Origin of the sequence: Mucilaginibacter ginsenosidivorans (genome assembly GCF_007971025.1) — a bacterium.
Taxonomy (GTDB): Bacteria; Bacteroidota; Bacteroidia; order Sphingobacteriales; family Sphingobacteriaceae; genus Mucilaginibacter; species Mucilaginibacter ginsenosidivorans.
Window position 1 is genome coordinate 4814119 of sequence record NZ_CP042436.1, and the last position, 23719, is coordinate 4837837.

Sequence of the window (23719 nt, forward strand, 5' to 3'; positions counted from 1 at the left end):
AACATTCCTTCAATAATTCAGACCTTCAACAATTAAACCCTGTGGGGGGAGAAGGATTCGAACCTTCGTAGCTCGCGCAACGGATTTACAGTCCGTCCCATTTGACCGCTCTGGTATCCCCCCGTTGTTCATTTCAGATTTACGATTTCGGATTTACGAATGAAATGCAATCGTAAATCGTAACTCTCTATTCTAAAATCAAACAGAGCCTCCTATCGGGATCGAACCAATGACCTACTGATTACAAGTCAGTCGCTCTACCAGCTGAGCTAAGGAGGCGTATTTCGTCTGCTTTTGCTTATTCTTTTAACCTGTTTTACCAAGTCCGTTAGCTTAGCTACAGAGATTTGTCGCTTTTATTTCTGCCAGGTGATTTCAAAAATTACTGAATACCACAGGCTTAAATTACAGGCTTAAAAATTTTATTTTAAAGAACCACCCTTTTTGTTAAAAATTTCAGGTTTATATACCTTTCCGAAAGGGACTGCAAATTTACACATTTTTACAGCCGGACAAAATTATTTTTACAAAAAAAATCGGCGGGGTGTTTGCCCCGCCGATTTTCGCGATTTTCACTAATTCGATTTATCAATATTCTTCGTTTTCGGCCAATAAAGCCGCTTTTTTCGAAGTTTCGGCAACTACTGCCTTCTTTTGTTTATGCTTTTCAATTTGCTTGCGCAGGCACTCAACCGCCAGGTCGGTACCCTCTTCAAACGTCTTACATTGCTCTTTTGCGAATAATTGTACACCCGGTAACGACAGTTTTATTTCCGTTATCTTATTTGCTACGTCTTCTACATTTTCCAATTTTAAATAAACCTCGCCGCTAATGATCCTGTCGTAAAACTGATCGAGCTTGTTGGTTTTTTTCTGAATAAAATCTAACAACTTTTTGTCTGCATCGAAACGGATAGACTGCACTGTAATTTTCATTTTTCCTCCTTGGTTATGCCTTTGGATGGGCTTGTTTATAAATAGACTTTAATCGCTCAACGGAATTGTGGGTATAAACCTGCGTGGCGCTTAAATTAGCATGGCCCAAAAGCTCTTTGATGGCATTCAGGTCGGCACCGCGGTTTAAAAGGCTTGTTGCAAAGGTGTGCCGCAACACATGCGGACTTTTTTTATCCTGGGTTGATATGTAGGAGAGATACCTTTGCACTATTAAATAGATGAACTTTGGATAAGCCTCAGTTCCCTTATTTGTAACGATCAACGTTAAAGAATTGTTATGAAAATTTTCACTTTTCTTTAAGTCGTTGTATCGCAGCAGCAACTGCTTCAGTTCGTGATTGATAGGGATGATACGTTCCTTATTGCGCTTACCCAAAACCTTGATGGTAGCGTTGTGAAAATCGATATCTTCTTCTTTAAGACCCACTAATTCGGCCAAACGGATGCCGGTACCGAACAGAATCTCGACGATCAGCTTATCGCGGACGCCTTCAAAATCATCGCCGAAAGTCTTCGCGTCGTTCAGCATGGCGCTCAGTTTTTCATCCTCAACCACTATGGGCAGATGCTTTACCGTTTTGGGCGATTGTAGTTTGGAAGCAGGATTACTTTCGATCAATCCTTCGCGCAGCAGGAATTTGAAATATTTGCGAAGCGTGGCCAGTTTACGATTGACAGAACGCGTGGTATGATCCTCCATCAAATGCACCATCCAATTGCGGATATTGTGATAAGTAATCTCTGAGGGATGACCTATAATTTCTTCGGGATAATTAAGGAATTTGAAAAACTGATCGAGGTCTGACTGGTAAGCGGAAACCGTGTGGGGCGAGTACCTTTTTTCGTATTGAATATATTGTATGAACCGCTCTAAAAACATAAAACTACTTGCACAAACGGAATAATGAATGTACAAATAGTTTTAGTATATATTCAAAGAAAATGTTAAATTCTTTTTAAGTCAGAATTAAACAGTGTCCTGGTTCAAAGTCTGTTTATAGATGGCATGTTTCACCACGTGGCGACGGGTTACTGATTTTTTTTCGAATGCCTGGCGACTGCGAAGCTCTCTCAAAACACCTGTTTTTTCGAATTTCTTCTTGAAGCGTTTCAGCGCTTTGTCTAATGATTCGCCTTCTTTTACGTTGATAATGATCATATTCCCTGTATACCTCCTTTCATGGGACGACAAAGGTAGGGATTTGTATTGAAAATGCAAGTACTGATTGGAAATTAGTTAATTATGGGCAGGCTTTACCATTTTGTAGTTGGGGAACTTATGACTACCGGAGCCATATTCTTTCCATTTTCCCCGTTCAAACACTTGGTTTTTAATAATATATAAAGCATTGTTTTTTACCAAATATGTAGTTACCCAAGAATAGTCGATTTTCCCATTGTCCTCCGAATGAGAATCGTCCTTACCGCGTATTATTATAGTATCGCCGGAAAGTTTATATGAAGAGTGAAAGGTATAATTTAATTCGCAATCATATTCTAAAACAAGTCCATTGGGTTAAATGTTAGTGTATTATTAGCGCTTGCGGTTATTTTCTGGGCCCATACCGAATTGATCAAATCGCTATGGGTTTGATGCAGCAAAATAGCAGTCAGAACTATAAAGGTTGCCTTCATAATCAATTCCCTCTCAACGCCTCCCTACCAATAACGATCTTCTGTATCTCTGATGTCCCCTCGCCTATCGTGCATAGCTTAGCATCGCGGTAGAATTTCTCCACCGGGAAATCTTTGGTATAACCATACCCGCCGAATATCTGAACGGCATCATTAGCAACCCTGACGGCTACTTCAGATGCATAATATTTGGCCATAGCTGCCTGTTTAGTTACGGGCTGGTGGCGGTTCTTAAGATCGGCGGCCTGCATCAGCAGCATTTCGGCGGCTTCAATTTCAGTGGCCATATCGGCCAGCTTGAAGGATATCCCCTGGAAATTTGATATCGGCTGACCAAACTGGTGACGTTCTTTGGAATAAGCGAGCGCCGCTTCATAGGCCCCTTTGGCAATACCCAATGACAAAGCCGCAATAGATATACGGCCTCCATCCAGTACCTTCATGGCTTGTTTAAAGCCTTCGCCTTCGTTACCTAAGAGGTTTTCTTTGGGCACCCTACAGTTATCAAATATCATTTCGGCGGTTTCAGATGCACGCATGCCCAGCTTATTCTCCTTTTTGCCGGCAGCAAAACCGGGAGTACCGCGTTCCACTACCAAAGTCGATATACCCTTCGAATCGCCTATCTCCCCTGTCCGAACCATTACCACTGCTATATCGCCGGACTTACCGTGGGTTATCCAGTTCTTTGCACCGTTTATGATATAGTGGTCACCATCTAAAACCGCGGTAGTGCCCATACGCATAGCATCTGAGCCGGTATTGGCTTCGGTGAGTCCCCAGGCGCCCAGGTATTCGACAGTCGCCAGTTTGGGCAGCCATTTTTTCTTTTGCTCCTCATTTCCAAAAGCCAGGATATGCCCTGTACACAATGAATTGTGTGCAGCTAAAGATAACCCTATTGATCCGCAAACTTTCGATATCTCCTGTATCACGGTAACATATTCAAGGTATCCAAATCCCGAGCCGCCATATTCTGTTGGCACTACCACGCTCATCATGCCCAGTTTGCCCAATTGCTTAAATATTTCCAGCGGGAAATGCTGTTCCTCATCCCACTCCATTATATGGGGTTTGATGTGCTTTTCGGCGAAGTCGCGAGCCATTCGGCCAACCATTTGCTGGTCTTCAGACACAGAAAAATCAAAACCGTTAAAGCTTTCGGCGCTATTTGTCATAAAGTTTATATTGATGGGCGCAATTTAATTAAAATCAATTACTATGCATGCATAGTAAAATTTATTTCATTTTATCCTTTTATCAAATTTTCAGCGTTACTATCGGTATAAGAATTACTTTTGCCCAAAATATATGCCGGATGGCTAAAACGCTACTTTCCATCTTCTTTTTGCTACTTACGCTATCCTGTTTCGGCCAAAAAAACTACACCATAAGCGGTACCATAAAAGACGCGTCAACCGGCGAGCAACTCATAGGCGCTACTATCCGGATAAAAGAACTTCCGCAAAGCGGGACCATCACCAACGGTTATGGCTTTTATTCCATTTATGCTCCAGAAGGTGAATATACCTTATTATTTACTTACACGGGATACCAGGCCATCGAAAAGAAGGTATCGCTGCATCAAAATCAGAATATTAACATATCGCTCCCATTAAACAACAGTTTGCAGGAAGTGGTCATCCGCGCCGACAGGCCCAATAATGATAATATAGCCTCGCCGCAAATGGGTACAGAAAAACTGGATATGGCGCAGATAAACCAGGTACCGGTATTGCTTGGCGAAAAAGATCTTTTAAAAACACTCTCGCTATTGCCGGGCGTAAAGACTACCGTTGAAGGCAACACAGGCTTTTATGTTCGCGGTGGCGGTTCCGATCAAAACCTGATATTGCTGGACGAGGCAACGGTATACAATGCTTCGCATTTCTTCGGCTTCTTTTCCACCTTCAACTCCGATGCGGTGAAAGATGTTACTTTATATAAAGGTGGCATGCCCGCCGAATTTGGCGGCCGTTTATCATCGGTACTGGATATTAAAATGAACGAGGGTAACAACAAGGACTACACCGTTCAGGGTGGCCTTGGGCTTATTTCATCACGTATTAAGGTTGAAGGTCCGATCGTAAAAGATAAAGGCTCGTTTATGGTAAGTGCCAGGCGCACGTATATCGACTTCTTTTTGCGGGCCTCGTCTGATTCAACCATCAGCGGAAGCTCTATTTATTTTTACGACCTGAATGCCAAAGCCAATTACCATTTTGATGATAAGAACGTTATTTACATTTCCGGGTATTTCGGGAAAGATGTATTGGCATTAAAAAACACGTTCGGCACCAACTGGGGAAATTCAACGGGCACCATACGCTTTAACCATCTTTTTAACGATCGCCTGTTCTCAAACACTTCGCTGGTTTTCAGCAATTATAATTATGTGATACAGAGCTTCCTGAGCGACAACGAGTTCAAAGCAACCTCGCAAATAACGGATGTTAACCTGAAGGAAGACCTCTCCTATTCCATGGGCGATAACCATACGCTTAAATTTGGTTTTAATATCCTGCACCACGATATATCGCCCGGCGATATTACTGCTTCGCAATCCTCCAGCTTTAACGATGTAAGCACCGAAAAGAGGTACGGCTATGAAAATGCTCTTTACGTAAGTGATGAATGGAAAGCCGGCAACAGGTTCACTTTATTATATGGCCTGCGTTTAAGCGGCTTGTTCCTTCAAGGGCCTGGCACTTTTAAAACTTACGATGCAGCAGGCCACGTTACCGACTCGGCAAGATATGCTTCTGGTGCGCTGGTAAAAAGCTATATTAATCTTGAGCCGCGGCTGTCGGCAAGTTATATGCTGGACGAGCAGAACTCACTCAAATTCTCCTATAACCGAAATACCCAAAATATCCACCTGCTCAGTAATTCCACCAGCAACACGCCTACCGACCTGTATGTAATGAGCAGCAATAATATCAAGCCGGAAATTGCCGACCAGGTTTCGACAGGATGGTTCCGTAACTTCAAGGATAATACTTATGAATTTTCGGCTGAGATCTATTACAAATGGCTTCAAAACCAGATAGATTACCGCGATGGCGCCCAATTGCTTGTAAACCAGGATGTGGAATCGCAACTTGTATATGGGTCGGGCCGGGCGTATGGTATCGAGTTATTCTTAAAAAAGAAATATGGCCGCTTTAATGGCTGGATAGGTTATACCTTATCGCGGACAGAAGAAAAGTTTGCTGCTATTAATAATGGGCGCTACTTTCCGGCAACGCAGGACCGCACGCACGATCTGTCGGTAGTTGGGATTTATAAATTCAATAAACGGTGGTCGTTTTCTGCCGATTTTGTTTACGGTACCGGGAATGCCGTCACCTTCCCTACGGGGAAGTATAACATCGGCGGGCTGACGACGTTTTCCTATTCGGAACGGAACGGTTACCGTATGCCTTCCAACAACCGGCTTGATATTGGGGCCACACTTGAGGGGAAGCCGCACAAAAAGTATCATTCAAGCTGGACATTTGGCATATATAATCTGTACGCGCACCGCAATCCTTATATTATTACTTTCCAGGATAGCAAAAAGATACCTAACACGACGGAAGCGGAAGAGACCAGCATTTTTGCGACAAGGATACCATCGGTTACCTGGAACTTTAAATTTTGAATTAGGAGTATGAAAAGCTGCACCAGATATTGTTTCTTCCTGATCATTACTCTAATGAGCGCTGCATCGTGCAAAAAGGTGATCAATCTTGACCTTGGTAATAAAACAGGTGAACTGGTGATCGAGGCGAACATTACCGATCAACAGGGCCGTCAATATGTAAAACTTAGCCGCAATGTACCTTTTACCAATACAAACATTTACCCGGCCGTAACAGGGGCCTCGGTTTCCATTACGGACGATACAGGCCATCAATACCAGTTGACAGAAGACACGGCAGGCACCTATTCGGTAGCACCGGTAAACGGCATCGCAGGCCGAACTTATACGTTAACGGTCAATACATCCGGAAAAACTTATACCGCCAGATCAACAATGCCGCAACTCGTCAACCTGGACTCGATAACATTTAAGGAGAATATCTTTGATAAGAAGAACAATAAGAAAATGGCGGCCATCCATTTCCAGGACCCTCCGGATATTGCCAATCAATATCGCGTGGCGATGTATGTGAACGGCGTACAGGTTAAAGCCATATTTGCATTCGACGATCAATTTATAAACGGCAAATATGCCGATCTCGATCTGCAGGAAAATGACATTGATGTTTTCCCGGGCGATACCGTGAAAGTGGAAATGCAGTGTATCGACAGACCTGTATACCTGTATTGGTTTACACTGGCGCAGCAACAGGCAAATAACCCCGGCGGGCAGGTAGCACCCGCAAATCCGCCTACCAATATTACCCCGACGACACTGGGGTATTTTAGCGCGCATACCACGCAAAGCATTACCAAAGTGGTTCAGTAGATATTACTTTATTGCTTTATTGTTAATAATGCGTAATACTTTTTGACAGGTGCGAACGGGCCGTATTTATGCTGGCTTTCTGAAAAAAGGTGATCGGCGTAAGGCCCAAAGGGATAATCATAAGGCTTGGTAGCAAGTTTCGGCCAGTCGTCGCTTACATTTTTAACAGGGCGGGGTTGCGAATTAACGAAGGCGGCAACGTCCCAGGCCTCCGCATCGGTAAGCTGCCTTTTCTTATGATCAGCACCAAAAGGCATATTATCTCTTACATAACCGGCGAATTTTGAAAGGCGGTAGATACTTGCGCCTATGTTATAACTATGCTTACCCCAAAGGGCGGGGTAAACGTAAGCGTTACCGGCTGTATTTAATTTACCTTGCCCATCGGCTCCATGGCACCGTCGACATTTGGAAATATAAACCAGTTTCCCTTTTACAGTATCAGCGCCACGATCTAAAAATACCGGTTCATCTATACCCGACCCTGCTGGCTTAGTTCCTTTCTTTACATTCTTCCCTATCCATTTAAGGTAAGCCACAAAAGCCTTCATTTCGGCACTGTTACTGTCGATCTTTTGCCCATCCAGGCTGCGCTCAAAACAGTCTTCCACCTTCTTTACAATGGTTTCTACCGTTCCGCTTCTTTCTTTATACCTTGGATAACCCACCGCTACCAGCGAGAAATTGTTGCCAAACGGTTTTGACCCCGCGCTAAGATGGCAATTCTGACAGTTCAAGCCGTTACTTTTGTGTGCTATCACTCCTTTTGGACCAAAATAATACGACGTGTTTACCACGAGCGCACGCCCGTATTTGATCAGCCTTGACTCCTCATTATCCGGAAGTTCTGTAGTATCGGGTACCATCCACTGTGGTTTATCCTGCGAAGACGATACTCTTTTGTTTCCGATACTTTCAGTATGCCGGCAGGCAGCGAAACTCAACAAAAGAGTTCCTGCTATAACTGCTGTTTTCAAATTTGATCCTGACGGCATATAAGAGCAATAAAGACAAAAAACCGGAAACCCAAAAGAATAAACATGTCATTTCTTAAAAGTTTCCGGTAATTTCAATTCGCTATTTACCCGGCGAAGCAATAGGTACAACCATGTTCCTGGGCGCGTCCGACGGCCCAAACGCCCGATGGCATGGGCTGTATTCCGGGTAAGAGGCCTGCAAGCCATTCTTTTTTAACCTCAGCAGGATCTTGCTTCGAGCTCATAGCGGCAACTGCGCTATAAACCGTAAGGGCCATGTCGCACGCGCAAAACATTACGCCGCTGGCCTGCAATTCATTTATACCTATCTCCACCGGTCCAACTCCCGGTACTTTGAATGTGCCTGGTTTCGGCTGCCAAAATGGGTTGGCTGTTAGCGGTTTCTTGGTTGCCTCATCATCTATCTTAAACATCTCACCAAACTTATATTTTGCCCAAAGGTCATTCCCCATAGCATAAGGTATTGCGTTGTGCCGCAGGATAACCACCACACTGCAATCACTTTCAGGCGTTCCTGTTGCGCCATTGGTAACCAGGAATATTTTGGGCCATGCAAATGGCATTATTCCATTCGGCTGCGTGGCGTCAAACACTATCCTGTGTTTACCCTTTATTTTACCGAACCATTCATCAGCATCAGAATTACTGCTGTGAGAAAGCTCTGCCGCCGAAGCAGCAAGCGGATTGGCAAGAATGCCGGTTCCTAATACAGCTGCGCCGGTAGCAAATTGCTTCAAAAAACTACGACGCTCATTTAACCCGGATTGATCATTCGTTTTCATAACGTTTAATTTAGGTGACAGAGATGTTGCTTTCAAGCGGTCGCCGTAACGGCGGACGCCAATTTTATTCTACATAAATTTATATATAACCTTTTGACTTAATGAAAATTAAGACAATTTTTTTCAAAGGGGCAGAGTCAATAATCTGCCAGTACAATAATGTTGTCAGAGATCGGCGCTATTCTTTCTTTTCCGTTTAAAAAACCCAAACCCACTACGAACGCGAAACCCGAAACTATGCCGCCCATTTCGTGTATAAGTTCGCTTGCCGCGGTGACTGTGCCGCCTGTTGCGAGCAGGTCGTCATGTATCAGGACATGCTGCCCGGGCTCGAATGCATCGATATGCATCTCGATAATAGCGGTGCCGTACTCCAATTTATAAGCTCTTTGTTTAATGGTATAAGGCAGTTTCCCTGCTTTACGTACCGGTATAAACGGGACGCCCAACTTACAGGCAAGTGAAAGGCCGAACAAAAAGCCGCGACTTTCCACGCCGGCAATAACATCTATGGGCGTAGTGCTTAATTTTTCCGCAAAAGCATCGACTATCTTTTCGCATAAAAGCGGATCTTTCAGTATGGGGGTAATATCCTTAAAAACGATACCGGGCTTTGGGAAATCGGGTATGTCGCGTATTGCCGCTTTTATCTGCTGTTCTATCATTTAAAACTGATATAAGGTTTTATTTTCTTCAAAATTTCGTCGTTCAAAATGGCAACGTTGCGCATATCATCTATCGACTGGTATTCGCCGTGCTGTTCCCGAAACTGGATAATGGCATTCATCTGCTTAAAACTGAGATATGGGAACCATTTAAGCCCGTCAAAAGTAATCTTATTGATCCGTATCTTTTTGATAAGTGAGGCATCAACCGTTACCTGTGCCTGGAATCCTGCATATTTTTCAGAATCGACCCCAAATACCTCTTTCAATTGCTCCTTATTGTCAAAGCCACCCAAACGCTCACGGTAAGCTACGATTCGCCGTGCAAAAGAAGCGCCTATGCCGTTAAGCTGCGTCAGTTTTGTGGTATCGGCGGCATTTAATTCGATAACGGTTCCCGGTGCTGCTTTTTTATACGCTTTGATCTTGTTATCGCCAATAGCTATCCTTGCTTTTTCGAGGGTGGCAACAGCTTTATCAAACTCCTTCCCATCTATTGCGTTATCTTTGCGAAAAGATTGCAGAACGAAAGGGGTTGCAAGGATAAGGGCGATCAGGATCACCAGCACAACCATGCCGTTCCATTCCTTTTTCGACACTGACAAGTAATTTTTAATACGTGTTATCAACGCTAAGTTTATTTAACAGTAAATTAATATAAATTTTAGGATATTTATTCGTTAAACCGGTTTTACCCCCTATAAAGATAAATGAAGATAATAACCACCGAAGAATTTGCAAAGGCCACTAAGCTGGATAAGTTAAAAATGCCCGGCCTGGCCGCTTTGCTTATGGAGGTGATGAAAATAAACCAGGTAAACAAGCTGTTTGCCCAGGCCCAACCTGCCGAGGGCCCCGAATTTGTGGACGCAATTCTCAAAGGCTGCGGCGTTGAGATAGAATTTGATGAGCGTGAATTAAAAAACATACCTGCTACCGGCAGTTTTATAGCAATAGCAAATCATCCCTATGGCGGTATCGAAGGGATGGTGTTATTGAAAATACTATGCATGGCCCGGCCAGATTCTAAAATAATGGCCAATTTCCTGCTCAAAAAGATACCTAACCTCAGCGATTATTTTGTAGCGGTAAACCCGTTTGAGAATATAGAACATTCATCCAGCATTAGCGGATTAAAAAACACGCTTGAGTTGCTGGCCGGCGGTACGCCGATCGGAATCTTCCCGGCAGGCGAAGTATCAACATTCAAGGTGGATAAGCAGCAGGTTACCGACCGCATGTGGCACCCGGTGGTGGGCAAGATTATTGCTAAGGCTAAAGTGCCTGTGGTACCCATCTATTTTCATGGTAACAATGGCTTGCTTTTCAATTTGCTGAGTATGATCCACCCAAGCCTGCGTACTGCGAAGCTACCGTCAGAACTGTTTAACAAACATGGACATACCATTAAGTTGCGTATCGGGAAGGCGATCAACATTGAAGAACTATCTGACAAGTACACATCCACCGAGCTTCTCAATTTCCTGCGCGCAAAGACCTATGCCCTTGGCACCGGCCTTGACGGTGAAAAGAAGATATTCAATCCGCGAAACCTTTTCAAGATCAAAAAGCAGCCGGAAGACATCGTGCCCGAGATCGCGGTTGAAATACTTGAAAAAGAGGTTGAACCATTACGGGACAGTTACCGGGTTTGGGTCGAAAAAAACTACGAGGTATTCATCACCCCCACCTCATTCATTCCAAATATTATCAGGGAAATAGGCCGATTGCGCGAGCTTACCTTCAGGGAAATTGGGGAAGGCACTAATAAAAGCGTCGACCTGGACGAGTACGATATTTATTACCATCACCTTTTTATATGGGATACAGAAGCGAAACGCATCGTCGGGGCCTATCGCATCGGCCTTGGCGATGAGATATTTTACAGTTTTGGTAAAAAGGGCTTTTATGTGACGGAGCTATTCAAGATAAAGGAACAATTTATGCCCGTGCTACGAAAAAGCCTTGAACTTGGCCGCTCGTTCATCCGCAAGGAATACCAGCAAAAGCCCCTGCCGCTGTTCCTGCTTTGGAAGGGTATATTGAAATATCTTATCGATAATCCGCGCTACCGTTACCTGATTGGCCCGGTTAGTATTAGCAACACTTTTTCAAAATTCTCCAAATCGCTGATTGTAGATTACATCAACCGCAATCATTTCGATCATGAGATGGCTCAATTTGTACGGCCGAGGAAGAAATTCAAGGTCGATTTTGCCAGCATCGACACCGATGTGCTGATGGCCGGTGAAGACAGCTTTAAGGGTTTGGATAATATGATATCGGATATTGAGACCCAAAGCATGAAAGTACCTGTATTGCTGCGGCAATATATTGCCCTTAATGCCAAGATCATTTGTTTTAATATCGACCCCAAATTTGCCGACTGCCTGGACGGCTTCCTGGTGCTGGACCTGCAAAAAGTCCCGCAGGACATTTTGGACAAACTGGGTAAAAATCTTTAGAGGAAAATCTTCGAAAAAGAAAAAGCGGCGTTGCCACCGCTTTTCAATCAAACCAATTAAATTGTTTATTCAAACTATTTATTTTTTGCACCTGAATGCTTTAATATTTTAGCCTCTACATAAAATATGATCTCTTCCGCGATGTTTTTCGACTGATCGCCGATACGTTCCAGTTTCCGTATAATTGAAAGCATGAACAGATATTCATTCAAGCCTGAAATATCAGCCTTTACCAGGTCGCCAATGGTGTTGGTGGCATTTCTGTTTACAGCATCAAGCGTTTCGTCGCGTTTAAAAATACTGCGTGCCATTGCGGTGTCTTCGTTCTCAAACGCCGTACGTGTATCTATAACTATATTGATAGCCTCGTCGTACATATGAATGATCGAGGTACTTTCCAGGGCCTGTTTGTTGAAATTTACCGGCGACTCGATCACATATTTAGCTACGCCGGCGGCAATGTCACCTATGCGCTCCAGGTTTGTATTGATCTTAAGCGCCGCAAGCAAAAAGCGCAGGTCGATTGCAACCGGGCAATGCAGGGCAAAAATGTTTTCACAATCGCGGTCTATTTTCAGCTCGAACGAGTTTACGCGTTTTTCCTTTACCAAAACCTCGCGGGCCAGGTCCTTATCAAAGTTTACCATCGACTCCCGGGCCTTGCTCAGTTGCGATTGAACAAGCAGCCACATATTACTCAGCTCTTTTTTAAGTGATGTTATTTCGGTTTCTATTGGTGTCATATCTTTCTAATTCAAAGGTTAAAAATCAAAGGTTAGAAGACCGGCCTAACTGAACCTGCCGGTTATATAATTCTGTGTACGCTGATCCTTCGGGTTGGTGAACATGATCTTGGTATCGTCAAACTCCACCAACTCGCCCAGGTAAAAGAATGCGGTACGGTCGCTTACACGTGCGGCCTGCTGCATATTGTGCGTTACGATGATCAGCGTATAGTTTGCCTTTAGCTCGTGAAACAGCTGTTCGACACTTGAAGTCGATATCGGGTCGAGTGCCGAAGTTGGTTCGTCAAAAAGGATCACTTCGGGCTGCATAGCTATGGCTCGCGCTATACATAAACGTTGCTGCTGGCCTCCCGAAAGAAAGGTGCCTTTTTTATGCAGCGAATCCTTAACTTCTTTCCACAAAGCAGCACTGGTAAGCGATTTTTCAACGATCACATCCTTGTCTGCCTTTGACAGCTTGATACCATTTAACAAATACCCGGCTATAACATTTTCATATATACTCAGGTTCGGGAATGGGTTCGGCCGTTGAAAAACCATACCTATTTTGTAACGAACATAAATAACATTCATTTTATAAACATCTTCGCCGTCAAGCTTCATCACCCCTTCGGCACGTGCGTTAGGGATCAATTCATGCATGCGGTTGATGCAGCGCAAAAAGGTGGTTTTGCCGCAGCCGGAAGGACCCATCATAGCCACGACCTCGTTCCTGTTTATTTTGATACTCACGTTTTTTATAGCGTGACTATCGCCATAATAAGCATTTATATTCTCTGCGCTTACAATTGTACTTTCCATTTCCTGGTGGTTACTTTTGTGATTATGTTTAAGACTAATACGAATACTAACAGAATAAATGACGCTCCCCAGGCCAGGTTATGCCAGTCGTCGTATGGACTGGTAGCATAAGTAAATATAACGTGGGGCAAGCTCTCCATTGGCTTGGTGACCGCGGTAGATAAATACGGGTTACCAAACGCGGTAAATAACAGCGGCGCGGTTTCGCCAACGACGCGTGCAACTGATAACATGACGCCTGAGATAATGCCCGAAAAACCGCAGGGTACTACTACTTTCAATATTACCCGGTGATACGGGACCCCGAGCGACAAAGCAGCTTCTTTTAACGAGTCGGGTAAAAGTTTAAGTGTTTCTTCTGTCGACCGGATAACGATCGGCAGCATCATAATTGACAGGGCAACACTGCCCGAAATAGCAGAAAATGTCCCGAGGGGTTTTACAACCCAGAAATATACTACTATACCCACAACGATTGAGGGCACACCCTGTAATATATCCACGCATAATCCACTATAATAGGCAAGCTTGCTTTTACGGTTCTCAGCAAGATAGATGCCCGCCAGTATCCCTATAGGTATTGCTATAACAGCCGCCATAACAACCATTAAAAAGCTGCCGACAAAGGCGTTTGCTATACCACCCCCGGGTTCGCCGACAGGCGCCGGAACATGGGTTAGAAAGTGCCAGTTAACCTGCGTTATACCCTGTTTAATGATAAACAAGAGTATGACTATCAGGGGCACCGTGATCAGGAACGCAAATAAAGTGATCACGCCTTTAAAGAGCAGGCTTTTTGTATTTCTTAATCCGATTCTCGCTTCCATAATTAATTTTGAGTAAATCGTGTAATGATACGTTTTCCGATCAGGTTGATCACCACTGTAACAAGGAACAACACCAGGCCTAACTCTATTAATGCGGACAGGTACTCTGTATGGTCAGCTTCGGTAAACTCATTGGCGATAACACTTGCCATTGTATTGCCGGGGCCGAAAAGTATCTCTTTAAAAGAGTGGCCCAAAGCGCTCGTATTACCGATAAGCATGGTAACCGCCATTGTTTCGCCCAGGGCCCTGCCCAATGAAAGTAAAACACCGGCAAACAACCCGGTACGGGTATATGGCATAATCACACTCCTTATCACCTCATACCGTGTAGCTCCTAAAGCATAAGCGCCCTCTTTGAGCGGCGAAGGCACCATCCGGATAAGTGTTATACCTAACGATGCTGCATAGGGAATGATCATTACCGCAAGGATAAGTGAGGATGTAAAAATACCAATGCCGTAAGGCGCAATATGCCATTTGATCTCGAAAATCCGGATAATTGGTACCAAAACAAACAACCCCCAGAAACCATAAATGATGGATGGTACGGCAGCGATCAGTTCTACCGTATTCTTAAGCAGGTTAGAAAGCCAGCCTTTGGGATTGTACTCACCCAAATAGATGGCTATTGCATAAGAGAACGGCACTGAAATAATAAGGGCTATGAACGATGTCAGCAGGGTGCCTATTAAAAAGGGGTATGCCCCGTAGATATTTCCAACCGGGTCCCAAACTTTCCCCCACAAAAATCCGATCCCAAGAGTTTTAATTGTGGGCCAGGATTTGAAAATAAGTGTTATAAGCACGCCGATCACGATGAGTACAAGGATGGCGCTCATCACTTTCAATATTCGCTTAAATGTAGTTTCCCATTTAAGCTGGGCGTTGGAGAGGTTTAATCTTTTGTTTTCCACTAATTACCGGGTTTAGTTCACCTGTTTTGAACAAAGTTAAAAGCAGAAAGCTAAAAGCGATGATATTATTCATGCTTTCGGCTTTCCGCTCTTGATTTTTTAAGCTATTAGCTTACAATATTGCCTTGCCGTCGTAAGTAGCCGACTTTAATATCTTTTCAGCAGCCTTTACAGCCGATTTTGAAAGTGGTGCGTAGTTTAACGGAGCGCATTCGGCCTGGCCCTGGTGAACATTGTACCAAAGCAATTTCAACAGTTCAGTAGCACGTGCTTTTGAACGGCCGCCGTAATTTTGCTCTTTATAGATCAAAGCCCAGGTGAAGCTGGCAATAGGATAACCTTTAGGGTTGTCGGTATTGGTGATCGATACTTTCGAATCATCAGGAATAGTAACATTACTTGCTAAAGTTGTTGCTTCGATAGTTGGAGCAATATACTTTCCGCTTTTGTTTTGAATGTTAGCGAAGGTCATGTTGTTTTGTTTAGCATAAGCTAACTCAACATAAGTGATACCTCCGGGAGTTTGTTTAACCAAACCTGCAACACCTTCGCTGCCTTTTGCACCTAAACCGGCCGGCCAGTTAACGGCGCTTGCCTTACCCACTTTACTTGCCCAGTCAGGGTTTACCTTAGTAAGGAAGTCGGTAAAGATGAAAGATGTACCGCTACCGTCCGAACGGTGAATGACTACGATAGGCATGTCAGGAATTTTCACGCCAGGGTTAGCATCCTTTACTTCAGGGCTGTTCCAGTTAGTAATTTTACCCAGGAAAATGTCAGCAAGATCCTTGCCACTCAAGTTTAAATGAGCTGTAACGCCCGGTATGTTATAAGTAACCACTACGGCACCTGATGTCATCGGGATGTGCAGTACAGGCGCACTCATTTTAGCAGTTTGGTCAGCATTCAGCGGTGCGTCGGAATCACCAAAATCAACTGTTTTGTTGGTCAGCTGCAGTATACCGCCGCCTGAACCTATAGACTGGTAATTTACCTTAGAGGCAGTGTATTTTGAAAATATTTTGGAGAATAAGGGGTACACAAATGTACTGCCCGCTCCTAATAGTGTGTTATCCTGCGCCTTAACTGATAGGGTCGAAGCTGCAAGGACTGCAACTGCCAGGGTCAAACTTTTGATTACTTTCATGATTTGATTTGTTTATTGTTTTTCGAATTGTTTGCTTCCAATTATTTACCGAAAGTGAAATAGGCAGTAAGCCTGTAAGCCAGATCGTAGCCATATTTTGCTGCACCGGTTACGTTAGCCTGCTGGTTTTTGTATCCATCATACCAAATGTTTGGCATAAAGTGTACGTTTTTGTAAGGGGTAAAATCCAAACCTGCAGTAAAGAAATTTTCTTTGGTGTTCGGATCATAGTTCCCAACACGACCTGCATAAGTCACATAGGCAACATTATCATATTTGGTATCAGGGTTATAATTATCATAGCGAACAAAGAAACCTACTTTGTCTTTCACGATAGGGCCGCGTGCATATAATGAAATGGCATTTGCTCTCTGATCAACAACAGTTTTGTTACCGCCTGCATCAGTAGCAGTAGCACCATTTTTCAGGAAATTGGTGAAGGCTTCAACGCCTACAGTAAGTTTTGAAGTAGTGTACGCAATGTACCCTTTGATCATGCTGCGTGAATATTCAGGACCGGTAGCTGTATTAAATCCTAATTTTTCATAATCGGCATAGATGTCGATCGTTAATTTCTGATCGAAGAATTTCCCCCAGATATCACCATAAAACCATTTGAACTGATCATTCTCAGGTTTTGCGCTGGTACCATTAGCGATCAGGACATTGTAACCGAAATTTTTGGTAGCGGGGTCAAAAACACCTTGCAGACCAGCGCCCAGGTCATAAGATGGGGTGCGGCGAATATCAGCAACGGTCCTTTCAATAGAACGGTAGCTCCATATTTTTTCTGACAACAGCGGGAACGCAGGTGTTGCCTGTTGACCGATCACCAGGTCGGTACCTTTCCAGATGTTTTTAATACGAAGATCTAACAATTTAATGTAGAAAGAGTATTTGCCATCCACCAATTGGTCGCCAGAGCCGGATGCCGGCGCATTACCAAAGTTTGCGGCGTTATCTTCTGCTGCCAACAATACTTCAGCCGAGAATTTTTTGGTGATATCATAGTCATACCCTAAGTAAATACGACGGAACTGGAATGCATTCCTGTCTGCAGGTACATTGGTGTATTGATTGGAACCACCGCGGTTTAACGGATCAGAATGGCCTTTGTAGTAGTAATCGCCAAAAGCGTATCCCCATAACCTGCGTACAGGTTTCCATGAGGTGTCTTCAGCAGGTTTAGGAGTTGCTTTTACTTCCGGAGCCTCTGTTGCGGTCTCCTGTTTTGCTTCTTTCGATTTGGTATCGGCTGACGCCAAAGTTGTTTGTGCTTTGCCATTAAAACCTGCTATTATTAGGGACATAAATAGCGCGGACCCGGCAATTTTTGTAAAGATTCGTTTCATGTTGGGTGAGGTTAAATTAAATTTCGGGTCAAAAGTGCGTACGGCGTATTACCTCAATGTTAAGAGAGAATTAACATTTAGTAATATTACGACAACATTAAATTCAACAAAACCGACTCAACATGAAACGGAAAATGCTTTAAACCTATAGTTAATTGTTACATAAAATACTATTAGTCAAAAGTTTATAACAATTGTTAGTAAACCCTGTTAAGTAACAATTACTTAACATTGGAAAGTTAGCGGCTGGCTATCGCGACACCTGGCTTAATTTCGTCGTTGGCATTGGTAATAATAAAGCTCCCTGGTTTAAGGTCGCCAAACACCTCGGTCGAGTCGCGCGTGGTTAATCCTTCCTTGATGTCGGCATAAGCTGTCTTCCCATTATGGACAGTGATAACGTACTGGCGTTCGGTGGACCGGACGATAGCGGTATTTGGCACCAGTATGGATTTGGCGCCCGATCGCATAGGTATTTGCACTTCGGCATACATACCCGGTTTAAGCATGTCGTTTTTGTTGGGAACATCTATTTCAACCGCTTCCTGGTGCATGGTGCTTAAGGCGTTGGCCGAGCGGCTTATCTTCGCCGTGTGTTGTTGCCCGGGCATTGCGTTAAAGGTAAAGTTCACCGGTTCATCCAGGTCGACTTTGTCTACGTAGTCTTCGGGGATATATACAACAAGCCGCAGCTTATTAATATCCTGCAAAACCAGCATGGCTTGGTCGGTCGGTTTACCGGGCGAAACCAGTGCGCCGGGCGATACATTACGTTCTATGATCATTCCGTCGAACGGCGCATATATATTCAGGTAACCACCCATAGTACGCACTGCGGCCACGTTCGAGCGTTCGGCATTTGCCATAGCATCGTCTGCCTTCATCCGCGATAAGGCGTTATCAATATCCAGCGGCGACACAGATCCCGGAACTGCAGCGGCTTGTTTCAGACGTTCGTATTTCTCCTTGCTGGCAACTGCATTTTCCTGCGCCTGCAAATACCGGGAATTGGCGACTTGTAATTGCGATTCCATTTCGGGTGCTTCCAGTGTAACCAGCAATTGTCCTTTTTTAACTACCGAACCCCTGTCAACATATAGCGTTTTTACAAACCCATTCACTTTTGGAAAAATATTAACCTCATTAAAGGGTTTCAATTGCCCCGGCAAGCGGGCGGAACTGGAAAGAGCCTTTTCCGATACCATACTTGTTTGATACTTGTCGGCCTCCGGCTTCTTTTCGTTAGTGAGGTCTATCGGCTTTTGATTCTTTGAACAGGCTGCGAATGCCATGGTAACCGCTGCCATCGTGATTATTTTGTATTTCATTTTAATATTATGCATTTGAGGTTTCAATTTCTGATAAGTTTTCGGGCATTAGTTCAGGCGATTCATAAGATGTTTTTTCCTGTACCCAGGCAAACACCAATGGCAGGATAATGAGTGCGGCCAACGTAGAGGCAAACAGCCCTCCTATTACCGCCCGGCCCAGCGGGGCGCTTTGTTCACCCGCTTCACCCATACCCGACGCCATAGGGATCATACCGGCTATCATCGCCATACTGGTCATTAATATTGGCCTTAAACGGATAGCCGCGCTGGTCAGAGCTGCCCTTGTCGAATTACGGAATTCGAGCCGCAATTTTTCGCCGTTGGTTACGATAAGAATAGCGTTGGCCACAGATACGCCTGTGCTCATGATCATGCCCATGTACGATTGCAGGTTGAGTGTTGAACCCGTAACCAGTAAGGCAACCATCGACCCCAGGATTACGGCAGGAATGGTTGACAACACGGTAAGCGATAGTTTGAACGATTGGTAGTTAGCTGCTAACAGCAGGAATATTACCAGGATGGCAAACATCAAACCATTTTGCAGGCTGCTTAGGGTATCGATAAGCAAATTAGATGTTCCTTTTACATCGGTCACCATCCCCTTCGGAGGTGCACCCATTGATTTGATAATAGCCTGAACCGCGTCTGTTGCAGTGCCAAGGTCTTTTTTAAATATATTGGCGCTGACAGTTACAAATCGCCGGGGACCGGTGCGGTCGTATTCACCGGGCGCATAATTCACTTTAAAATCGGCGATATCCGCAAGGGTTGGTGAGCTTTTGCCTTTCAGCAACGGTATTTCTTTAAGCTCGTCCATAGTGTTCATTACGTACTCTGGTATTTCCACCTGCACCTGGTATGTATAGGCTGCTTTTTCGTCCAGCCATTGATTTTTCTCAGTAAATCTGCTGGAAGAAGTGCTCGCTGTAACAGAACGCGCCACGTCAGTGACATTCAAACCAAATTGTGCCATCTTTAACCGGTCAAGCGTAATGGATACAACAGGCATTTTTAGTGGCTGAGCTATCTGGACATCACGCAGATAATTAACCTTTTTCATCCTGGCCACAATACTGTCGGCGTAGGCCTCTATTTGGTCCATATCCTTACCTGCTACCCTAATCTCTATAGGTGTAGACGCTCCCTGGCTCATGATCTTTTCAGTCATATCAATAGGTTCGAAAGTGATTCGCAGGTCAGGCATGGCATAGGCAATGTTTTTCCGCAAGGCATCTTTCAATTCATCCATATTCATTTTATATCCTTCGTCAAGCCCAACCTGGAGCACCGCCTCGTTAGTGCCGGCGTTAAAAACATATAAATTACTAGTGCCATAACTGCTGGGCACAAGGCCCACATAGGCCGAACTGATCTCCACGTGGCCCTTAACAGTTTTATTAATAATCTGCAACACCTGCTTCAGCGCATCCTCGGTACGTTCAAGACGGGTGCCATCCGGCTCTTTAATGCGTATCTGGAATTGCCCGTTATTTACTTTTGGCATCAGATCCTTACCTATCTTCACAAAGCATAAACCGGCCAACGCAACTGTCAATATCAAATAAATTGGTACGATAAGCCGTTTACGTGGCATCAAACGTTCCAGGATTCGTATCAAACCCAGTTTTACCCGTTCAAACAGATCGTTCTTTTCCGGTTCACTTTTCTCATGTTCCAGGTGATAGTTCACCTGATCCTCCTGCGACCGGTCCAAAGCTTCACCGGCATGGGCATGTATCTTACCATGATGATAATGTTGATAACGTTCGGCTTTTATCATCCAGTTACTTAATATCGGCACGAGTGTTTGGGCGAGTACGTAAGAAACAATCATGGTAAGCCCTATAGAAAGAGACAATGGAAGAAACATAGCTTTCGGCACGCCATTCATCATAAACGACGGCGCAAATACTGCCAGGATACAAAGCAATATTAATAGAAGAGGGAACGCGATCTCTTCGCAGGCATCATAAATGGCCAGCCGCTTAGGCTTGCCCATCTCCAGGTGCTGGTGAATATTTTCGATAGTAACTGTCGCCTGGTCGACGAGAATACCAATAGCCAGCGCCAGGCCGCTAAGAGTCATGATATTTATAGTTTGGCCAAAAAGGCTTAGCAACAGGACGCCGATCAATATGGAAACAGGAATGGTGATAACAACGATGAGGCTGCTGCGCAGGTCGCGCAGGAAAAGCAATACCATCAATCCCGTTAATAGCGCCCCCAGCCCGCCTTCGGTAAGCAAACTCTTTACTGCGTTGATCACAAACACCGACTGGTCAAATTCATACGAGATATGCACATCATCGGGCAGCAAACTTTGCATTTCGGGTATCCTCTTTTTCAATGTTTGTACAACACTCCAGGTAGATGCGTCAGCTGTTTTCACAACAGGGATATAAATTGAACGCTTGCCATTAATCAAAGCATAGTCAACAGTAACGTCCGAAGCATCGGCTACCCTTGCCACGTCTTTTATTAATACAGGCACTCCATCGCTTGTCTTAATAGGAATGTTGCCAAAATTATCCGCATCTTTCACCAACGAGTTCAGCGTAGTAACAAACATGATGTTATCAAGCCTTAAATTCCCCGAGGGCGACATCACATTAAATTTAGCAAGTGAACCAACAACTTCGTCAGGCGTTAACCCGTAACTGCGGAGTTTATTAGGGTCGACATTGATGGTTATTGAGCGCGAATTAGCTCCAAAAGGCGGCGGGGCCGACAAGCCCGGCACCGTTGCAAACATAGGTCGTACTCGGGTAGCCGCCAGGTCGTATATTTGTTTAAGGCTTCGGTTTTTTGCGGATAAAACCAATTGCCCAACCGGGAGCGAAGATGCATCAAAACGAACTACCTGCGGCGGGAGCGCACCTGGTGGAAAAAACTTCATCGCGCGGTTTACCTGTAACGCCACCTCGGCTGAAGCTTCCGCCATATCGGTATTTTCATAAAAACTGAGCTTCAGCATCGTGAGCCCCTGTATATTTTTACTTGTAATAGTTTTAACTCCATTTACATACAAAAACTGATCCTGCATGCGTGTACTAAAAAAGCCTTCCATTTGCTGCGGCGACATACCGCCATATGATTCAATGACATAAATGGTAGGCAGATTGAGCCTTGGGAAAATATCTGTCGGGATATTGATTGCACTAAGCACTGCAAATATTAAAAGGCTGGCTGTTATCACTATAGCAGTGATGGGCCTTTTCAGTGCGGATGTGACCATTGACATAATTTCTGTTATTTTAAAAGGTTTAAAATGGAGCCGACTTTGTTATCTGTGATGGCCTCGTTAAACAAAGCGCTTGTATAGGCATATTTTGCCTGCACGTAATCCGTTTCGGCACGGTAAAGAATGTTCAGAGCAGCATTCAGTTCTATGATGTCTGTCAGCCCGCTTTTGTATAGTGATAATTTTTGCCGGTAACCGTCATTTGCCGCTTTAAGCTGATTGGGTATTTCCTGTAGCCTGAGTTTTGCGGTCTGCATTGCGGCATTGGCCTGGTTGGCGTTGGCGGCAAGCTGTGCCTTTTGCTCTTCCAGTTTATTCCGGTAAAAGTCCGTCTCGGTTTTTTGGATGTTTAGCTTTAACTGACGACGGCGTATATCAAAAAGATTATATGTTAATCCAACCCCAACCAGGTAATTATCGCGCTGAAAACCCCAACCTGAAGAGAGGCTGTTAAAGTGATCGTTCGCATCGAGACTCGACCCGCGTCCCCAGGCGGCACCTTCAAGCATTATCTTAGGGTTATACTGCTTTTTGGCCAGGTTTTCCTGTTCCTTACTATTCTGGTAAAGGGATTGATAATAGTTAATGATCGGGTGCCCGGCGGTATCCGTATCAAAATTGCTGAAAGGCGCATTGATCAAACGGCTTTCAGCTAAAGTATCCGCTATTATTGACTGGTAAGGCATGCCGCTGACAGCAGACAATTGTAGTTGCGTCCGCTGCAACTGATCATTCAACTCAATATAATTCAGCCTGGCTTTTGATAGCTCCGCGTTGGCAATGCTGGTATCTACACCGGGCCGTACACCGGCTTTGGTTAGCGAACTTATAGACTGCAATATCTCCTGGTTACGGCGGATATTCCGGGACTGTATCTGTAGATAATCCTGCAGGCTTATCAGTTGCAGGTAATTATAAATAGCATAAGCTTCTACCTGGTATTTGGACTGCGCAAAGTTGTTCTGTTCTACATTGATGTTGGAACGTGCTACACGGTTTGCAGCGCTGTAGGCTCCGAAATTATATATTTCCCAATCGAGCGCAGCAACTCCAACGTTTGCAGATACTGCTGTTGTATTGCTGCTTGTACGCACTCCTCTTGAGTCGGAAGGAACTATGCCAAAGCCAAAGTACGGTCCGGCGACATTATTATTGGTTCCGATATCGGCCTGGTAATTCAGCCTTAGATTTGGCAGCCACTTATTCTGCACTTCAGCTGCTTGTGCCTGGCGGATGCGTATAGCGGTTGAATCGGTTAATAAAGCCGGGGCGTTATGATCGACACTGGCTAACAATCGTTTTAAGGTTACTGGTTGCTGTGCCTGGAGTGTTACCGATAAAACGGAGAATAACACCATCAAGGACAGGCCTTTAATATGTTTAAGCATTTTATTATTTA

Annotated in this window: 20 protein-coding genes and 2 tRNA genes; 3 read left to right on the forward strand and 19 right to left on the reverse strand. The window is 44.4% G+C overall.

Going from position 1 to position 23719, the window contains the following annotated elements:
- Nucleotides 1-42: 42 nt before the first annotated feature.
- The 6 genes from FRZ54_RS21925 to FRZ54_RS21950 all read right to left on the reverse strand — a co-directional run bounded on the left by FRZ54_RS21925 (nucleotide 43) and on the right by FRZ54_RS21950 (nucleotide 3770).
- Nucleotides 43-123: transfer RNA gene (locus FRZ54_RS21925), tRNA-Tyr, on the reverse strand.
- 83 nt (nucleotides 124-206) lie between these two features.
- Nucleotides 207-279: transfer RNA gene (locus FRZ54_RS21930), tRNA-Thr, on the reverse strand.
- A 309-nt stretch (nucleotides 280-588) separates the two neighbouring features.
- Nucleotides 589-936, reverse strand: a complete 348-nt coding sequence (gene hpf / locus FRZ54_RS21935) for a ribosome hibernation-promoting factor, HPF/YfiA family (RefSeq protein WP_147033948.1) — start codon at nucleotides 934-936, stop codon at nucleotides 589-591.
- A 13-nt stretch (nucleotides 937-949) separates the two neighbouring features.
- The gene (locus tag FRZ54_RS21940) at nucleotides 950-1837 is read right to left on the reverse strand and encodes a tyrosine-type recombinase/integrase (RefSeq protein ID WP_147033949.1); all 888 of its coding nucleotides are present in this window, start codon (nucleotides 1835-1837) and stop codon (nucleotides 950-952) included.
- 87 nt (nucleotides 1838-1924) lie between these two features.
- A complete protein-coding gene (gene rpsU, locus FRZ54_RS21945) occupies nucleotides 1925-2116 on the reverse strand; it encodes a 30S ribosomal protein S21 (protein ID WP_107827313.1) in 192 nt (63 codons plus the stop codon).
- Between the two features lie 478 nt (nucleotides 2117-2594).
- Nucleotides 2595-3770, reverse strand: coding sequence for an acyl-CoA dehydrogenase family protein (locus FRZ54_RS21950; RefSeq protein WP_147033950.1), 1176 nt, complete (start codon nucleotides 3768-3770; stop codon nucleotides 2595-2597).
- A gap of 140 nt (nucleotides 3771-3910) precedes the next feature.
- Between FRZ54_RS21950 and FRZ54_RS21955 the strand changes: the two genes are divergently transcribed.
- Nucleotides 3911-6235 carry a TonB-dependent receptor gene (locus tag FRZ54_RS21955; RefSeq protein WP_147033951.1) on the forward strand — a complete coding sequence of 775 codons (2325 nt, stop codon included), beginning with the start codon at nucleotides 3911-3913 and terminating at the stop codon, nucleotides 6233-6235.
- 9 nt (nucleotides 6236-6244) lie between these two features.
- Complete coding sequence (locus FRZ54_RS21960) at nucleotides 6245-7045, forward strand: DUF4249 domain-containing protein (protein ID WP_147033952.1); 801 nt, start codon at nucleotides 6245-6247, stop codon at nucleotides 7043-7045.
- An 8-nt stretch (nucleotides 7046-7053) separates the two neighbouring features.
- On the opposite strand, the gene FRZ54_RS21965 is transcribed toward FRZ54_RS21960, so the two are convergent.
- The 4 genes from FRZ54_RS21965 to FRZ54_RS21980 all read right to left on the reverse strand — a co-directional run bounded on the left by FRZ54_RS21965 (nucleotide 7054) and on the right by FRZ54_RS21980 (nucleotide 10089).
- Entirely contained in the window at nucleotides 7054-8022 is a 969-nt protein-coding gene (locus FRZ54_RS21965; RefSeq protein ID WP_228462564.1) for a c-type cytochrome, read from the reverse strand.
- Between the two features lie 104 nt (nucleotides 8023-8126).
- On the reverse strand, nucleotides 8127-8825 hold the full coding sequence (locus tag FRZ54_RS21970; protein ID WP_147033954.1) for a twin-arginine translocation signal domain-containing protein: 699 nt from the start codon (nucleotides 8823-8825) through the stop codon (nucleotides 8127-8129).
- A 137-nt stretch (nucleotides 8826-8962) separates the two neighbouring features.
- Complete coding sequence (locus FRZ54_RS21975; protein ID WP_147033955.1) at nucleotides 8963-9490, reverse strand: adenine phosphoribosyltransferase; 528 nt, start codon at nucleotides 9488-9490, stop codon at nucleotides 8963-8965.
- Nucleotides 9487-10089, reverse strand: coding sequence for a ComEA family DNA-binding protein (locus tag FRZ54_RS21980; RefSeq protein WP_147033956.1), 603 nt, complete (start codon nucleotides 10087-10089; stop codon nucleotides 9487-9489). Before FRZ54_RS21980 ends, FRZ54_RS21975 begins: the two co-directional genes overlap by 4 nt.
- Before the next feature lie 111 nt (nucleotides 10090-10200).
- Here FRZ54_RS21980 and FRZ54_RS21985 point away from each other — a divergent pair, with 111 nt between their 5' ends.
- Nucleotides 10201-11955 (forward strand): GNAT family N-acyltransferase, encoded by a 1755-nt coding sequence (locus FRZ54_RS21985; protein WP_147033957.1) that lies wholly within the window; start codon nucleotides 10201-10203, stop codon nucleotides 11953-11955.
- Nucleotides 11956-12029: 74 nt separating this feature from the next.
- Here FRZ54_RS21985 and phoU read toward each other — a convergent pair whose 3' ends face one another.
- The 9 genes from phoU to FRZ54_RS22030 form a co-directional block, all read right to left on the reverse strand.
- Nucleotides 12030-12698: a phosphate signaling complex protein PhoU gene (phoU, locus tag FRZ54_RS21990; RefSeq protein WP_147033958.1), complete on the reverse strand. Its 669-nt coding sequence runs from the start codon at nucleotides 12696-12698 to the stop codon at nucleotides 12030-12032.
- A gap of 45 nt (nucleotides 12699-12743) precedes the next feature.
- Nucleotides 12744-13502: a phosphate ABC transporter ATP-binding protein PstB gene (gene pstB, locus FRZ54_RS21995; RefSeq protein WP_147033959.1), complete on the reverse strand. Its 759-nt coding sequence runs from the start codon at nucleotides 13500-13502 to the stop codon at nucleotides 12744-12746.
- A complete protein-coding gene (gene pstA / locus FRZ54_RS22000) occupies nucleotides 13484-14329 on the reverse strand; it encodes a phosphate ABC transporter permease PstA (RefSeq protein WP_147033960.1) in 846 nt (281 codons plus the stop codon). The genes pstB and pstA overlap by 19 nt, the downstream gene beginning before the upstream one ends.
- 2 nt (nucleotides 14330-14331) lie before the next feature.
- Nucleotides 14332-15246, reverse strand: a complete 915-nt coding sequence (gene pstC, locus FRZ54_RS22005) for a phosphate ABC transporter permease subunit PstC (RefSeq protein WP_228462565.1) — start codon at nucleotides 15244-15246, stop codon at nucleotides 14332-14334.
- 112 nt (nucleotides 15247-15358) lie between these two features.
- Nucleotides 15359-16393 (reverse strand): phosphate ABC transporter substrate-binding protein PstS, encoded by a 1035-nt coding sequence (gene pstS, locus FRZ54_RS22010; RefSeq protein WP_147033961.1) that lies wholly within the window; start codon nucleotides 16391-16393, stop codon nucleotides 15359-15361.
- 41 nt (nucleotides 16394-16434) lie between these two features.
- The gene (locus tag FRZ54_RS22015) at nucleotides 16435-17745 is read right to left on the reverse strand and encodes a hypothetical protein (RefSeq protein WP_147033962.1); all 1311 of its coding nucleotides are present in this window, start codon (nucleotides 17743-17745) and stop codon (nucleotides 16435-16437) included.
- A 239-nt stretch (nucleotides 17746-17984) separates the two neighbouring features.
- Nucleotides 17985-19073 (reverse strand): efflux RND transporter periplasmic adaptor subunit, encoded by a 1089-nt coding sequence (locus tag FRZ54_RS22020; RefSeq protein ID WP_228462566.1) that lies wholly within the window; start codon nucleotides 19071-19073, stop codon nucleotides 17985-17987.
- A 7-nt stretch (nucleotides 19074-19080) separates the two neighbouring features.
- Entirely contained in the window at nucleotides 19081-22314 is a 3234-nt protein-coding gene (locus tag FRZ54_RS22025; RefSeq protein WP_317131597.1) for an efflux RND transporter permease subunit, read from the reverse strand.
- A 14-nt stretch (nucleotides 22315-22328) separates the two neighbouring features.
- Nucleotides 22329-23708 (reverse strand): TolC family protein, encoded by a 1380-nt coding sequence (locus FRZ54_RS22030; protein ID WP_147033965.1) that lies wholly within the window; start codon nucleotides 23706-23708, stop codon nucleotides 22329-22331.
- Nucleotides 23709-23719: the final 11 nt, after the last annotated feature.